The 13,829-nt window shown below is 70.0% G+C and carries 16 protein-coding genes; 11 read left to right on the top strand and 5 right to left on the bottom strand.

Annotation, left to right across the window (positions count from 1 at the left end):
* Positions 1-50: 50 nt before the first annotated feature.
* The 8 genes from D0D37_RS35870 (at position 51) to D0D37_RS35835 (ending at position 5,901) form a co-directional block, all read left to right on the top strand.
* Positions 51-275, top strand: a complete 225-nt coding sequence (locus D0D37_RS35870; protein WP_162834630.1) for a hypothetical protein — start codon at positions 51-53, stop codon at positions 273-275.
* Between the two features lie 436 nt (positions 276-711).
* Positions 712-1,167, top strand: a complete 456-nt coding sequence (locus tag D0D37_RS35865) for an Asp23/Gls24 family envelope stress response protein (RefSeq protein ID WP_208720291.1) — start codon at positions 712-714, stop codon at positions 1,165-1,167.
* A gap of 250 nt (positions 1,168-1,417) precedes the next feature.
* Positions 1,418-1,594: a hypothetical protein gene (locus tag D0D37_RS47190; RefSeq protein ID WP_009075692.1), complete on the top strand. Its 177-nt coding sequence runs from the start codon at positions 1,418-1,420 to the stop codon at positions 1,592-1,594.
* Positions 1,591-1,977, top strand: a complete 387-nt coding sequence (locus D0D37_RS35855) for an Asp23/Gls24 family envelope stress response protein (RefSeq protein WP_116205019.1) — start codon at positions 1,591-1,593, stop codon at positions 1,975-1,977. The genes D0D37_RS47190 and D0D37_RS35855 overlap by 4 nt, the downstream gene beginning before the upstream one ends.
* A complete protein-coding gene (locus D0D37_RS35850; RefSeq protein ID WP_116205033.1) occupies positions 1,977-2,510 on the top strand; it encodes a DUF6286 domain-containing protein in 534 nt (177 codons plus the stop codon). The genes D0D37_RS35855 and D0D37_RS35850 overlap by 1 nt, the downstream gene beginning before the upstream one ends.
* Positions 2,510-3,109 carry an alkaline shock response membrane anchor protein AmaP gene (locus D0D37_RS35845; RefSeq protein ID WP_116205018.1) on the top strand — a complete coding sequence of 200 codons (600 nt, stop codon included), beginning with the start codon at positions 2,510-2,512 and terminating at the stop codon, positions 3,107-3,109. Before D0D37_RS35850 ends, D0D37_RS35845 begins: the two co-directional genes overlap by 1 nt.
* 26 nt (positions 3,110-3,135) lie before the next feature.
* Complete coding sequence (locus D0D37_RS35840; RefSeq protein WP_116205017.1) at positions 3,136-4,209, top strand: ATP-dependent DNA ligase; 1,074 nt, start codon at positions 3,136-3,138, stop codon at positions 4,207-4,209.
* Positions 4,210-4,332: 123 nt separating this feature from the next.
* A complete protein-coding gene (locus D0D37_RS35835; protein ID WP_162834629.1) occupies positions 4,333-5,901 on the top strand; it encodes an alpha/beta hydrolase in 1,569 nt (522 codons plus the stop codon).
* 386 nt (positions 5,902-6,287) lie between these two features.
* On the opposite strand, the gene D0D37_RS35830 is transcribed toward D0D37_RS35835, so the two are convergent.
* Together D0D37_RS35830 and D0D37_RS35825 are read right to left on the bottom strand one after the other, a co-directional pair.
* Positions 6,288-6,875, bottom strand: a complete 588-nt coding sequence (locus D0D37_RS35830; protein ID WP_116205016.1) for a TetR/AcrR family transcriptional regulator — start codon at positions 6,873-6,875, stop codon at positions 6,288-6,290.
* 73 nt (positions 6,876-6,948) lie between these two features.
* The gene (locus D0D37_RS35825; RefSeq protein WP_116205015.1) at positions 6,949-7,188 is read right to left on the bottom strand and encodes a DUF2630 family protein; all 240 of its coding nucleotides are present in this window, start codon (positions 7,186-7,188) and stop codon (positions 6,949-6,951) included.
* An 88-nt stretch (positions 7,189-7,276) separates the two neighbouring features.
* Between D0D37_RS35825 and trxA the strand changes: the two genes are divergently transcribed.
* Positions 7,277-7,648, top strand: a complete 372-nt coding sequence (trxA, locus tag D0D37_RS35820) for a thioredoxin (protein ID WP_116205014.1) — start codon at positions 7,277-7,279, stop codon at positions 7,646-7,648.
* A 78-nt stretch (positions 7,649-7,726) separates the two neighbouring features.
* Here trxA and D0D37_RS35815 read toward each other — a convergent pair whose 3' ends face one another.
* Together D0D37_RS35815 and pruA are read right to left on the bottom strand one after the other, a co-directional pair.
* The gene (locus tag D0D37_RS35815) at positions 7,727-8,656 is read right to left on the bottom strand and encodes a proline dehydrogenase family protein (protein ID WP_116205013.1); all 930 of its coding nucleotides are present in this window, start codon (positions 8,654-8,656) and stop codon (positions 7,727-7,729) included.
* A 15-nt stretch (positions 8,657-8,671) separates the two neighbouring features.
* Complete coding sequence (pruA, locus tag D0D37_RS35810; RefSeq protein WP_116205012.1) at positions 8,672-10,300, bottom strand: L-glutamate gamma-semialdehyde dehydrogenase; 1,629 nt, start codon at positions 10,298-10,300, stop codon at positions 8,672-8,674.
* 117 nt (positions 10,301-10,417) lie between these two features.
* On the opposite strand from pruA, the gene D0D37_RS35805 reads away from it, so the two are divergent.
* Positions 10,418-12,010, top strand: a complete 1,593-nt coding sequence (locus tag D0D37_RS35805) for a PucR family transcriptional regulator (RefSeq protein ID WP_116205011.1) — start codon at positions 10,418-10,420, stop codon at positions 12,008-12,010.
* 41 nt (positions 12,011-12,051) lie between these two features.
* Positions 12,052-12,708 (top strand): maleylpyruvate isomerase N-terminal domain-containing protein, encoded by a 657-nt coding sequence (locus tag D0D37_RS35800; RefSeq protein WP_116205010.1) that lies wholly within the window; start codon positions 12,052-12,054, stop codon positions 12,706-12,708.
* Here the strand turns inward: D0D37_RS35800 and D0D37_RS35795 are convergent.
* Positions 12,705-13,700 carry an MsnO8 family LLM class oxidoreductase gene (locus D0D37_RS35795; RefSeq protein ID WP_116205009.1) on the bottom strand — a complete coding sequence of 332 codons (996 nt, stop codon included), beginning with the start codon at positions 13,698-13,700 and terminating at the stop codon, positions 12,705-12,707. The two genes, D0D37_RS35800 and D0D37_RS35795, sit on opposite strands and share 4 nt — an antisense overlap.
* Positions 13,701-13,829 lie beyond the last annotated feature (129 nt).

Here is a 13,829-nt window from a genome sequence, read left to right as displayed (position 1 = left end):
TCGGAGCCGCCTTCGGCCGCAGGCGCGTTGGGTGCGGCGGGGCGCGTGTGGTGACTGTCACCGGGCCGCGTTGCTGGTCCGGCGCTGCGATGATGGATCCGGCTGCGTCACTGGCCGCAGTGCGAGCGGTGAAGCGGTGGGCCGGACACCCCCGCGCCGAGCCGCACTGCGGCGCTGACTCGGCGCACGCGGTGAAGAAGTGGCTGGTCTGGCACTACCCGCGCTGGGCCGCGCTGCGGCGCTCGCCGCGGGCCGCGACGAAGCGGCTGGCCTGACAACACCGCTGCGGCGGGCGAAGCTGCGAGGCTGCCTCCGGGGCACGACGAAGCGGCTGGCCTGACACCACTGCGGCGGGCGAGGCTGCGAGGCTGGCTCCGGGGCAGGACGAAGTATCTGGCCTCGAACAGCCGCGCTGGGCTGAGTCGCGGCACCAGCGGCGGCCCGACACCGTGGCTCTGGGCCGAACGGTGCCATCAGACTGCGGCGAGCGGCGGCGGACGGGACCGAGCGTGGTCGATCACCGGCGTGCGGACTAGCAGCCCAAACTCCCGTCTGCCGCCTCGCGGACAGCGCGCAGACTCACCCATTCGAGGGATGCCGCGTGAGTATTCGCCCGGTCGGGAGGTCGTTCGGGCGGGCACGTCTCCGGCGCCGCGGGCCGCTCGCGGCGACACTGGACGCGCCATGTCCGCATACAGGGAGCGAGGAACCATGCCGACCCCGAACCGGCCCGATGTCCCGACGGCTGTTCCGTCTGCCGCGTTGACGTCGCTCGAGCAGACGGACACCGCCGGGCGCACCACGATTTCGTCGCTGGTCGTGCAGAAGATCGCGGCGTTGTCGACGCGCGAGGTCGCGGGCGTGCACGCACTCGGCGGCGGGGTCTCTCGGGCGATCGGAGCTATCCGCGACCGGATCCCGGGCTCGGGCGCGACCTCCACCGCGGGCGTCTCGGTCGAGGTCGGTGAGAAGCAGGCCGCGATCGACCTCGACGTCGTCGTCGAATACGGCGCGCGGATCGCGGAGGTCGCGCGCGACGTGCGGCGCAACGTCATCACCTCGGTCGAGCAGATCACCGCACTCGAGGTGATCGAGGTCAACATCTCGGTCAACGACGTCCACCTGCCCGGCGAAGAAGACGAACCCGAGTCGAGCCGAGTCGAATGACCGGGTGATCGCCGGTGCGCCGGAGCGCAGGGCACCGACGGCGGCCAGGCCGACTTGGGTTTCGCGGAAGGGCCGAGCGACAGCGCGCCAGCTCCGGCACTCCGAAGCACCGAGCAAGGCGAAGCAGCAGCCGCGAACGTACTCGCCACGCCGGTCACGGACCCGCCAGCAGCGCCGAACCAAGCACCGCAGCACGTCAATCAGGCATCAACCTCAATCGCCGCAGCACGCAATCCCAGGAGGGCGCACGTTGAACGCTACGCAGACCGGGATCCTCGCCGGGCTGATTCTCGGCCTGGCCGCCACCCAGGGGTTCACCGCTTTCCTGGTGACCTTCGCGGTCGGCATCATCGGGCTCGTGGTCGGCCGGGTCCTCGACGGCGAACTCGACCTCGGCGACCTGTTCGGGAAGGGCCGAGACAAGTGACCCGGGCGGTCGAGGCAGGGCCGTCCCGCAGCGACCTTCCGGAGCCCGCCGAGCGCGGTTCGCTGACCATCGCGCACGCCGTGGTGCGCAAGGTCGCGCAGCACGCCGCCGACCTGGTGCCCGGGACGATGCTCACCGAGCGCCGCGTCGCGGGCGTCAGCACCGGGACCTCCGGTGCGTCCGCCAAGGTCGGCGGATCGGACAACGACGTGGAGCTGTCCCTCGATCTCGCGCTGCGCTATCCGGCTCCGGTGCGGGAAGTGACCGGGCAGGTGCGCGCCAAGGTCGTCGAAGAGGTCGAACGCATCACCTCCTATCACGTGCGTTCGGTCGCGGTGACGGTCACCGCGCTGCTGCCGGACGTGCCGCCGAGGGTGCGATGATGCGCGTCCTCGTCCGTCTTCTGTCCACGTTGCTCGGTCTGGCCGTCGCGGCCGGCGGCGCGTTGCTGGCGCTCGAGGTCGGGTGGGCCTGGTGGCAGCCCGGCAAGGAACCGCTGCTCGTGCCGTGGCCGCGGTGGAAGACCCGCATCGCCGAGCTGGACTGGAGCAGCACGCCGGTCCGGATCGCCGCCGGGATCGCGGTGCTCGCCGGGCTCGTGCTCCTGTTGCTGGCGCTCGGCGCGGGCGATCGCGCGGTGCGAATGACCGATCCCGCCGACGGCATCACGGTGAGCACTTCGCCGCGAGCGCTCGCGCGGTTGGTCGGGCTGGCGGTGCGCGCGGAGGACAACGTGCGCGGCGCGTCCGTGACAGCCAGCTCCCGCAAGGTGCGCGTGCGCGCGACGAGCCGGCTGGAAAACGAGGAACAGCTGCGGCCGCGGCTGTTGGAGACCGTCTCAGGAGTACTGGACGATCTCCCGCTTCAGCGCCGCCCGAAGGTGTCTGTGGTCGTCGACTCTCCGAAGGACCGGTGATGGCTGCTTCCGCGGCGCGTCGCGCGCAAGGCCGTTCGCACGGTGCCGAGCGCACGCTGACCTCCCTGGTCGGCGTGCTCGGATTGCTGGCTGGTGCCGGTGCGCTGGTGGTCGGCATGGGATGGCTCGGGCAGTTCCGGGGGCACCGGCCGGTGCTCGACCCGATCGCAGTCGGCTGGCTCGGCGACCACGCGCTGTACGCGCGGATCGGTGCGGTCGTGCTCGGGGTGCTGCTGCTGGTGTTCGGGCTGTGGTGGTTTTTCCGTTCGCTGCGCCCGGAACGCCGTCCGGACCTGAAGCTCGACGAGACGGTCGGCGAGGAGCTGACTGTCACCGCCGGAGCGCTGGCCGGGGCGGTGCAAGCGGACGCGGAGAGCGTTGCCGGGGTCGCTCGGGCGCGCGTCCGGTCCGTGGGCACGGTGGCTGAACCGGCGTTGCGGATCACGCTCTGGCTGGCTGAGGACACGGAAGTCCGGCGGGTGTGGGAAGACCTCGACGCGTATGTGCTGACCCGCGCCAGGGAATCGCTCGGCGTTGAGACCCTGCCGACCGCGGTGCGGCTCGAACTCGACACGACCGGCTCGGCACGCGTGCGCTGATCCCGCGTTTCGCCCAGAATGCCCGCATGGCCCTCCCTGTGCAGGCACCGATCAAGCCCATGCTGGCGAAGCCGGCGAAAGCGATCCCCGATTCCGGCGGCCTGCTGTTCGAGCCGAAGTGGGACGGGTTCCGCTGCCTGGTTTTCCGCGACGGCGACGAGATCACCCTGCAGTCGCGCGCGGAGAAGCCGCTGAACCGCTATTTCCCGGAGGTGCTCGCCGCGCTCAGGGAATCCCTGCCGGAACGGGTCGTGCTCGACGGCGAACTGGTGGTTGCCCGCGATGGCAAGCTCGACTTCGACGCGCTGACCGAGCGCATCCACCCGGCGGAAAGCCGCGTCCAGTTGCTCTCCGAACAGTCGCCCGCGCAGTTCGTGGCTTTCGACGTGCTCGCGCTGGGCGACGAGTCGTTCTTGGACGAGCCGACCTCGGCGCGCCGCGAACGGCTCGAGTCGCTGCCGGGCATCGCGCTGACGCCGGCGACGACCGATCCGGAAATCGCGCGGCACTGGTTCGAGCTGTTCGAGGGAGCCGGGCTGGACGGCGTGATCGGCAAGCCGCTGAGCGAGCCGTATTCGCCAGGCAAGCGGGTTTTGTTCAAATACAAGCATTCCCGCACCGCGGACTGCGTGCTGGCGGGCCTGCGCTGGCACGTGGACGGCGAACCGGGCGAGGCGGTCGGCTCGTTCCTGCTGGGCCTGTACGACGACAACGGACTGCTGCACCACGTCGGCGTGGTCGGTTCGTTCCCGGTCGCGCGCCGCCGCGAGCTGGCGCAGGAGCTGGCCCCGCTGATCACTGACGGCGAAGGACATCCGTGGCTGGGCGACGCGGTCCGCGAAGGACAGCGGATCCCGGGCGGAATCACACGCTGGCGGTCGAAGGAACAGCCGTGGGTGCCCTTGCGGCTGGAGCGCGTGGTGGAGGTCTCGTACGAGCACACGGAGGGCGGCTATCCGTCGCGCTTCCGGCACACCGCCCAGTTCGCGCGCTGGCGGCCGGACCGGGAACCGTCGTCGTGCGGCTACTCGCAGCTGGACGAGCCGGCGCGCTACGACCTGTCGGCGGTGTTCCGGGGCGAGGTCGTGCGGACCCGCTGACCGGACCCGGGCCGCCCGGACCAGCGTGGACCGGACACGCCGCAGGACCCGCTCACTGGCTTCCCACACCACGCGTGCCAAGCTCGTCCGAGAGTTCCGCCGAGCAGACGTGAGGATCAGCCCGTGCACCGCCGTTCCCCCAGCCGTTTCCGTTCGCGCGCCCGGCTGGTGGCGGCGACGCTGGGAGTGCTCCTGCTGGCCGGGTGCACCAGCGGGCCCTCCGTGCGGCCCGCGGTGATCGACAACGACGGGCGCGCTACCACCGCGCCGCCCCCGAGCGCTGCCGCGGTGCCGTTGCCGCCGCTGGCCGAGCCCAAGAAGTCCGCCTTGCGGTGGGCCAACTGCGACGCGGACACCCGGCAGCGGATGGCCGCTCCGGCGCTGCCCGATTCGCTGCACCTCAGCTGCGCGCGCCTGACTTCCCCGCTCGACGCGCCCGACGACTCGCAGCATCTGCTCGCCCGCATCCTCGTGCTCAAGGCAGGCGACGGCCCGATCCCGCTCGTGGTGGTCAACGACGTCGGCGGCGAGCCGGGCTCGCTGTTCGCCGCGCGCCTGGCGACGAAACTGCCGCCGGAGTTCCTCAAGAAGTTCTCGCTGATCGGCGTGGACCGGCGCGGCACCGGGCTGTCCGGCGGAGTGCAGTGCGTGCCGCTGGAGGTGCGTTCCGACCTGCTGGGCGCGGACCCGGCGGAAGGCGGCCTCGGCGAGGTGCTCGACGCGGCCCGCCGGGCAGGTCAGCAGTGCGCGCTCGACCTCGACACCGCGCAGACCGCGCTGGACAGCTGGCGCACCGCCGGAGACCTCGACCAGCTGCGCAAGCAACTGGGCCTGGACCGGCTGAACGCGCTCGGCCGCGGCGACGGTTCGAAGGTGCTTTCGGAGTACGCGGTGCGTTATCCGGCGCAGGTGGGCCGCATGGTGCTGGACGGCATTCCAGACCCGGGCGAGGACCGGGCGGCCGTGCTCGACGCGGTGGCCGCTGGCACCCAGTCGACGTTCGACGCCTTCTCCGCGGACTGCGCCGCCCGCAACTGCCCGTTGGGCGATGCGAAAGCCGCGCTGAAGACGGTGACCGATCGACTCCGTACGTCCCCTGTGGACACTGACGACGGTGTGACGATGAGCCCGGGCGTGGCGACTTACGCGGTGTACCAAGCGCTCGCCGACCGTTCGAACTGGCCGGCCCTCGCCGACGCGCTGAACGCCGCGAAGAACGGCGACATCACCGCGCTGGCCGGCTTCGCGAATCCGATCGTCGCGGACGTCCGCGGACGCACGTCGCGCATCGGCGGCACCATCGCGACCCGGTGCAACGACTCGACCACCCGGCTGCCCGCCGATCAGCTGGACCGCACCGCGGCGGGAATGCGCGCGAAATACCCGCAGTTCGGCGCAGCCGTCGCCCAGGAACTCGCCTGGTGCGGCGCTTGGCCGGTCCGCCGCGAGGCGCTGCCTCCCGCCGGTGCGCCGGGCGCCCCGCCCATCATGGTGGCCGCCACCGCCACCGACCCGGTGACGCCGCAGATCGGCACCACCCGGGCCGCGGACCAGATGCCCAGCGCCGTGACCGTCACGTGGCAAGGCGTCGCGCACGGCGCGGTCGGCCAGTCCTCCTGCGTCACCGCCGCCGCTCAGTCCTTCCTGATCGACGGCAAGATCCCGGACAGCGGCACCCTCTGCCCGGCTTAGGGACCGACCGGCTGAGCAAGCGCCGTTACCCGCACGCCTTGAGGTTTCCGCCGCGCGTCTGTCGAACGGTTCCATCTCGCCGAGATATCGCCGCCATCCGCCGCGCAGCAGCCGAGTGATCCGGTAGAGCTGCCCTTGGCCCCGCTGTGGTCTGAGCGGGCGGGACCGGGGCTGCCCCGCCGAAGTCGTTTCGAACACCCACCCAGTATCTCGAACAAGTGTTCGAGAGCGCATCACTCGACCCAGTGGGATCCGCTCCCCCACCTGAGACCGAAGATCTCACCGGGAGTATCGAAAACCCCGGTACGGCACCGAATTTCGCCACTCGCGACCGAACAGCGCGGCCCAGACGCGAACCCGGAACGATTCGGCGCGCAAGGATCGTCCTAACGGGACGCAGCAGGACTGGCAGCCGCCCAAGCCGCCTCGATCATCCGGAAAACCTCGTCCACCGCGGCCTCCGGGTCAGCCGCTTCGCGGGCCACCGAATAGGCGTCGACCACGAACCGGGCGATCGCGCGGCACGCCGTCGGAGTCCGTCCGAGCCCGGGATCGGCAGCCATCGCCGCCGCCAGCGACTCCGCGTGCCGCAGCCGCATCGATTCCTCGTACTCCCGCAGCGCCGGCGACCCGTCGATCATCCGCCAGACCGGCGCGACGCTCTCCGCGGTGCAATGCCGCACCAGCGCCTGGATCTCGCCCCGCAACGCCGGGATCAGCGACTCCGCCGGCTCCCGCCCCTCGACCGCTCCCCGAAGGCTCCCCTCGAAGGTCGAGTCCTGCTCGAAGACCAGCGCTTCCTTCGAGGAGAAGTGCGAGAAGACCGTGGTCACGGCGACGTCGGCCTCGGCCGCGATGTCCCGGATGCCCACCTCGTCGTACCCGCGTTCGAGGAACAGCCGAAGCGCGGTGTCGGCGATCTTCTGGCGGGTCGCAGCCTTCTTGCGCTCGCGCCGCCCGGACGGCTCAGTCATCCGCGGATGCTATCAGCCACAAAACCTGGCCGGTTACCAAAAGCTAACAGTTAGCTTTTGGCAGAACGAAGAGCTATTGCCGGTACCCCTCGACCTCGCCGACCGACCGGACCGAAGCCTCGTCCGGATCGTCGTCGAACTCGACCCGCGCCCGCCGCTGCCGCAGCAGGTCCCAGCACTGGTCCAGCGCCTCTTCGGCCCGGCGCAACCGCTCCCGGTCGTCCGAGGACAACCCGACCCCGATCGCCCGGTCGCGCAGCTCCTTCTCCTCCGCGATCAGCTCGTCGATCCGTCCCAAGATCCCGTCAGCCACCTCAAACCTCCAAGACTGTGTCGGACACCCACCAGGACGCTACCGCGCCCCGGGGAATTCCCCACCCGGCTCGTTCGTTGAACCGCGCATGAGCACAGTGGAACTGACCGCGGACAACTTCGACCAGACCGTGACCGACAACGAGTTCGTCCTGATCGACTTCTGGGCGAGCTGGTGCGGCCCGTGCCGCCAGTTCGCACCGGTGTTCGAGAAGGCGTCGGAAAAGCACGGCGACATCGCCTTCACCAAGGTCGACACCGAAGCCGAGCAGCAGCTCGCCGCGGCGTTCAACATCCGCTCGATCCCGACGCTCGCCGTGATCCGCGACAAGACCCTCATCTACTCCCAGCCCGGCGCCCTTCCGGAAGCCGCGCTGGAAGACCTCATCCGCCAGGCCCGCGAGGTCGACATGGACGAGGTGCGCAAGGCCGCTGCCGCGCAAGAAGCCGAGCAGGCCTGAGCCCAGCCAACGCAGGCGCACTACCCGGGGAAACACGAAGGCCCGGCACCCACCAGGGTGCCGGGCCTTCGCAGTGGATCAGGACCGGGTGACGAGCCCGCGCAGGAAGAACGCGAGGTTCGCCGGCCGCTCGGCCAGCCGGCGCATGAAGTAGCCGTACCACTCGTCGCCGCAGGGCACGTACACGCGCATCGTCTCGCCTTCGCCGGCGAGCCGCTTCTGCTCCTCGGGCCGGATGCCGTACAGCATCTGGTATTCGTGGTCGCCGTTCGCGCGCCCGGCGTCGGCCGCGAGCTTGCCGGCGATCGCGATCATCCGCGGGTCGTGCGAGGCCACCATCGGGTAACCCTTGCCCGCCATCAGCACCCGCAGGCAGCGCACGTAGGACTTGTCCACTTCGGACTTGTCCTGGAACGCCACCGATTCCGGCTCGGCGTAAGCGCCCTTGCACAGCCGCACGCGCGACCCGGGACCGGACAGCTCGCGGCAGTCCTGCTCGGTGCGGTGCAGGTATGCCTGCAGCACCGCGCCCACCCACGGGTACTCGGCGCGCAGTTCGCGAAGGATGCCGAGCGTCGAATCCGTGGTGGTGTGGTCCTCCATGTCGAGCGTCACCGTCGCGCCGACCGCGTCGGCCGCCGCGCAGATCTTGCGCGCGTTCTCGAGCGCGACGCCTTCGCCGTCACCCGGCAGGAACTGCCCGACCGCGGACAGCTTCACCGAAACGTCCGCGCCCTTCGCAAGACCCTGTTCGGACAGCGCCGTCAGCAACTCCTCGTACGCCTGCACCGTAGCGGTGGCCTGTGAGGCGTCAGTGGTGTCTTCGCCGAGGTGGTCGATGGTGATCTTCCGGCCGTCGGCGGCCAATTCCCGTGCGGCGCGCACGGCGTCGGCGGTAGCCGAGCCGGACACGAACCGGCGCACCACGGACCGGGTGACCGGTACCGCTTCGATCAGCGCACGCATCCGCCGCGAACGAGCGGCGGCGAGCAACGGGGCACGCAGCATGGCGGTGTCTCCTTCTCAGCCCTGGTGCGGGTAGCGCACGGAGGTCGGCGGCACGAACGTCTCCTTGATCGAGCGCGGGCTCGTCCAGCGGAGCAGGTTGAAGACCGAACCGGCCTTGTCGTTCGTGCCCGAGGCGCGCGCCCCGCCGAACGGCTGCTGGCCGACGACAGCGCCGGTCGGCTTGTCGTTGACGTAGAAGTTGCCCGCGGCGAACCGAAGCGCCTGCGACGCCTTCGCGACGGCCGTGCGGTCGTTCGCGATGATGGCACCGGTGAGGGCGTACGAGGCGGTCTCGTCGACCAGCTTCAGCACCGAGTCGAACTCAGCGTCTTCGTACACGTACACCGACAGGATCGGCCCGAAGTACTCAGTGCTGAAGATCTCGTGCTTCGGGTTCGTCGACACGAGGACGGTCGGCTGCACGAAGTAGCCGACGCTGTCGTCCGCAGTGCCGCCGACGAGGATCTCGACCTCGCTGTCGTTCTTCACGCGCTCGAAGAGCGAGGCGTGCTTGTCGAAGGCGCGACGGTCGATCACAGCGCCGCCGAAGTGCGACAGGTCGGTGACGTCGCCGTAGCTGATCGCGGCGGTCTCGGAGGCAAGGCCGTCCTTCATCTGCTCCCAGATGCTGCGCGGAACGTACGCACGCGAAGCAGCGGAGCACTTCTGGCCCTGGTACTCGAACGCTCCACGGACAAGCGCAGTGCGAAGCACGTCGATATCGGCCGACGGGTGCGCGAGCACGAAGTCCTTGCCGCCGGTCTCGCCGACGAGACGCGGGTAGCTGCGGTACCCTGCGATGTTCGCGCCGACAGTGCCCCACAGGTGCTGGAAGGTCGGGGTGGAGCCGGTGAAGTGGATGCCCGCCAGGTCGCGGTGCGTCAGCGCGACCTCGGAGACGGCCTTGCCGTCGCCCGGCAGCAGGTTGATCACGCCCGGCGGCATGCCGGCCTCTTCGAGCAGCCGCATGGTCAGGTGCGCGGCGAAGCTCTGCGTCGGCGACGGCTTCCACAGCACGGTGTTGCCCATCAGGGCGGGCGCGGTGGGCAGGTTGCCGGCGATGGCGGTGAAGTTGAACGGCGTGATCGCGTACACGAAGCCCTCGAGCGGACGGTGCTCCATCCGGTTCCAGACGCCCGGCGAGCTGACCGGCTGCTGGTCCAGGATGCTGCGGCCGAACTCGACGTTGAAGCGCCAGAAGTCGGCGAGTTCGCACGCGGAGTCGATCTCGGCCTGCGTCGCGGTCTTCGACTGGCCGAGCATGGTGGCCGCGTTCAGCGTCGCGCGCCATGGGCCGGTCAGCAGGTCGGCCGCGCGCAGCAGGATGGCCGCGCGGTCGTCGTAGGACAGCGCGCGCCACTCCGGAGCGGCCTTCGAAGCGGCAGCGATCGCGTCGGTCGCGTCCTGCTTCGTGGCGCTCTGGATGGTGCCGAGGACGTGGCCGTGGTTGTGCGGCTGGACGACGTCGATCTTCTCGCCGCCGCCCGCGCGCTGCTCGCCGCCGACGGTGACCGTCAGGTCGACGGGACCGGCCTGACCCAGTTTCTTCAGCGCACCCTCCAGCTCGGCGCGCTCGGCGCTTCCCGGTGCGTACGTCAGCACCGGCTCGTTCTTCGGGGCGGGGGTCTGGGTCACGGCGTCCACGGCGGCTCCCTCGTTGGCTTACTCGTCGGTTGCCCGAAAGATAACGCTGCGCGGCGCTCAGGGGTTTGTTCAAGCGGCTAGAATCGCCCATATGGTTTTGTCCGATCGGCCTACGCGATGACGGTTGCCGAACCCTTCGCCGGTGCCTCGCTGCGGCACGTCCTCGCGACGCTCGGCGAACCGCTCGTTCGGGTGCTCGTCGCGCCGCGCGGCCTGGGCGTTCCGGTGCAGGACGTGGTGATCCTCGATCCCGAGGACCCGCCCGAAACGCACCCCGGCGACCTGGTCCTGGTGATCGGCGCGCGAGGCCGGTCAGCGGCCGCGGCCATCCGAGCGGCCGGACGCGCGGGAGCGGCTGCGGTGGCAGTGAAGGGCGAAGGCGGCACGGACGTCGCGGCGGACGCTGGTGTCGCGCTGCTGACGGTCGGCGCGGAAGCGCGGTGGGAGCAGGTCGAGGCGCTGGCTCGCGGGGTGGTCGACGCGGCCCGCGCGGGCGGCGAAGCGGAAACCGGCGAGGTGCTCGGCGACCTGTTCGCGCTGGCCCAGACGGTCGCGACGCTCACCGGCGGCCTGGTCAGCATCGAGGACACCGCGAGCCGCGTGCTGGCGTATTCAAGAGCCGGAGACGAGGTCGACGAGCTGCGCCGGTTGTCGATCTTGGGCCGCGAAGGGCCGGAACGGTACCTCGCGATCCTCCGCGAATGGGGCGTCTACCAGCGATTGCGGGCCGGCGAAGGAATCGTGCGCGTGGACGAGCGTCCGGAGCTGGGGATTCGCCGGCGCATCGCCGCCGGGATCCACGCCGGATCGCAGCCGCTCGGCACGATCTGGGTTCAGGAAGGCGCGCAGCCGCTTACCGAACAAGCCGAGGTAGCACTGCTCGGCGCGAGCCGAACGCTTGCCCCGCAACTGATCCGCGCGCGAACGCTGCCCGATCCGCAACTGCGGCTGCGCGAGGACCTCCTGGCCGGATTGCTGGAAGGACGCGTCGACGCCGAGTCCGTCGCGGACGACATCGGTGCCGATCCGGCGCGCCCAGCGCAAGTTTTGGCATTCACGCTCTCGCGACAGCAGCCGACCGCCGCTTCGGACCGGTTGCTGCGCCGGGCCGAACTGGTGCACCTGATCGCCGTGCACACGGCGGCCTACCGGCGGACCGCACTCGTGAGCGTCCTCGGCGGCCGGGTGTACGCGTTGCTGCCGGATTTGCCGGAGCATTCGGATGCTGCAGTGCTGGCATTGGCGAAGGAAATCGTTGGCGCGGCAAGGAAACACCTCGACGCACCGGTCAGCGCCGCACTCGGCGGAATTGTGCCGAGCCTGTCCGACGCCGCGTTGTCGCGCGGCGACGCCGACCGGGTGCTGATGGCGATGACGCGCGGTCATTGGCCGTCCGACGTCGCGTCACTGGCCGACGTCCGGGCCGATGTGTTGTTGTCGGAAGTGTTGTCCTACTTGGGAGATCAGCCTCGGCTGCGCGACCCACGACTCGCCGAGCTGCGCGCCCACGACGCCGACCACGGCGACATTCTGGTGCCCGCGGTGCTGGCGTACCTGAACGCCTTCGGCGACGTCCGCACGGCCGCGCGCTCACTGAACATCCACCCGAACACCGTGCGCTACCGGGTGCGCCGAGCGTCGGAGGTGTCCGGCATCGACCTGACTGATCCGGCTCAGCGGCTGCTGACTGAGTTGTTGCTACGACTGTAAAACCGGATGCCGCGCGGGTTCGTGATCGCTAAAGTGCCGTCGTGGACCTCTTCTTCCGCTCCTGGAACGCACTTCAGAACGCTGTGAAATCGCTTGAAGGCGGGCAGTGGCTGGCCCCGTCAGGCTGTACCGGCTGGCTGGTGCAGGACCTGGTGTTCCACCTGGTCATCGACGCGCAGGACATCCTGATCACGCTCGCGACCCCGACCGAAGCGGAGCCGACGCACACCGCCGCCCAATACTGGGAAATCGGCTCCGACCTGCCGACCGGCATGGACGACGAAGGCCTCTTCACCCGCCGCGCGGCAGTCAGCTACGGCTCCACCGCCTGGCTGGCACACCACTTCGACGACCTAGCCCAGGCAGCCGGACGCGCGGCCAAGCTGGCGGATCCGGCGTCGAAGGTCGAAACCCGCGATTACGTGCTGACGGTCGCGGACTATTTCGAGACCTACGTCGTGGAAGCCACGCTGCACCACCTGGACCTGGTCATGCATCTGTCCGGAGTGGACGGTCCAGACGCGGAATGCCTGGCTGCGACCCGTCGGACAGTGGGGGCGGCGCTGGGTTCGCCCCTGCCATCGTCACTGGACGACCAAAGCGCACTCCTGATCGCGACCGGCCGCCGTGCCGCAACCGACAGCGAAAAGGCGGCGCTGGGGTCGTTGACGGAGAAGCTGCCGATCGTCCTCGGCTAGGCCGAAAGCCGTTCCGCCGCAGTCAACTCAGCAAGCGCGGCAAACGATTCGACGCGCGCGGCCGGATCGTAAGTGCTGGTGCTGATGAGCAACTCGTCCGCCCCAGTCGCGACGACCAGGTCCTCGAGGCGTGCCTCAACCTCATCCGGAGTGCCACTGATCTGACTGGCCAGCGTGTCGTCAAGACGGCGGCGTTCCCGATCAGTCATCGGTAACGCCAAAATCTCCTCCGCAGGCGAAAGCGGCGGAAACACGCCATGGCTGCGCGAGTACACAGTGGACCAAGCCTCGGGAACCAACAGCCGCCGAGCCTCCGCCGCAGTATCGGCCACCGCGACCGCTGTCGACACAACGACATAGGAATCGCCCACATCGGACCGGAACGCTTCGCGGTACCGCGAAATCGCCTCCACCATCGCACGCTGACCATGTGCAGGAGCGATCACCAGCGGCAGCCCCAACGCCGCAGCGAGGTCCGCGCCCGCCCCAGTCGCAAGCAGAAACACCGGCACCGACAGCCCTTCGGCAGGGATCGCGTGTACACCCTCGTGCTCGCCACGGAAGAACGCAAGAAGCTCGCGAACCTGGTCGTCGAAGCCGTCGGCCGCGTCCTTGCCCTGCCCGAGCGCCCGCCGCACCGGCTCGATGAACCCGACCGACCGCCCGATCCCGAGGTCGATCCGCCCCGGGAACAAGGACTCGAGAATCCCGAACTGCTCCGCGACCACGAGCGGACGATGATTGGGCAGCATCACGCCACCGGACCCGACCCGAATCCGAGAGGTCGCCGCCGCGACGGCTGACGCGAGCACCGCAGGCGCGGACCCGGCGACCCCAGGCACGCCGTGGTGTTCGGAAACCCAAAATCGGTGGTAACCGAGAGCTTCGATGTCCCGCGCGAACGCAACGGTGTCCCGAATCGCCTGCGCGGTCCCCCGCCCTCGCCGCACGGGCGACCGGTCCAGCACGGAAATCGGAACGTCCACGCTCACGCCAACGCCGCCCGCCCAGCCCGAATTCCCACCCCTCGCCGCATCCGTGAGGGCCACCTTCACGGACTCTGAGTCCCTGAAGGTTCCCCTCACGGCCAGCCGCAGTCCGTGAGGGGCCCCTTCACGGAC

Origin of the sequence: Amycolatopsis circi, from assembly GCF_003385235.1 — a bacterium.
Classification (GTDB): Bacteria; Actinomycetota; Actinomycetes; order Mycobacteriales; family Pseudonocardiaceae; genus Amycolatopsis; species Amycolatopsis circi.
The sequence above is the reverse complement of the archived record's forward strand: the minus strand, read 5'-3'. Positions and strand labels throughout refer to the sequence as shown.

What these genes read in the sequence shown, in the direction of transcription:
- D0D37_RS35830 (WP_116205016.1), bottom strand. Translation starts at nt 6,875, where the DNA reads ATGACTGAGCCGTCCGGGCGGCGCGAGCGCAAGAAGGCTGCGACCCGC.
- D0D37_RS35805 (WP_116205011.1), top strand. Translation starts at nt 10,418, where the DNA reads ATGACGGTTGCCGAACCCTTCGCCGGTGCCTCGCTGCGGCACGTCCTC.
- D0D37_RS35865 (WP_208720291.1), top strand. Translation starts at nt 712, where the DNA reads ATGCCGACCCCGAACCGGCCCGATGTCCCGACGGCTGTTCCGTCTGCC.
- D0D37_RS35845 (WP_116205018.1), top strand. Translation starts at nt 2,510, where the DNA reads ATGGCTGCTTCCGCGGCGCGTCGCGCGCAAGGCCGTTCGCACGGTGCC.
- trxA (WP_116205014.1), top strand. Translation starts at nt 7,277, where the DNA reads ATGAGCACAGTGGAACTGACCGCGGACAACTTCGACCAGACCGTGACC.
- D0D37_RS35850 (WP_116205033.1), top strand. Translation starts at nt 1,977, where the DNA reads ATGCGCGTCCTCGTCCGTCTTCTGTCCACGTTGCTCGGTCTGGCCGTC.
- D0D37_RS35840 (WP_116205017.1), top strand. Translation starts at nt 3,136, where the DNA reads ATGGCCCTCCCTGTGCAGGCACCGATCAAGCCCATGCTGGCGAAGCCG.
- D0D37_RS35815 (WP_116205013.1), bottom strand. Translation starts at nt 8,656, where the DNA reads ATGCTGCGTGCCCCGTTGCTCGCCGCCGCTCGTTCGCGGCGGATGCGT.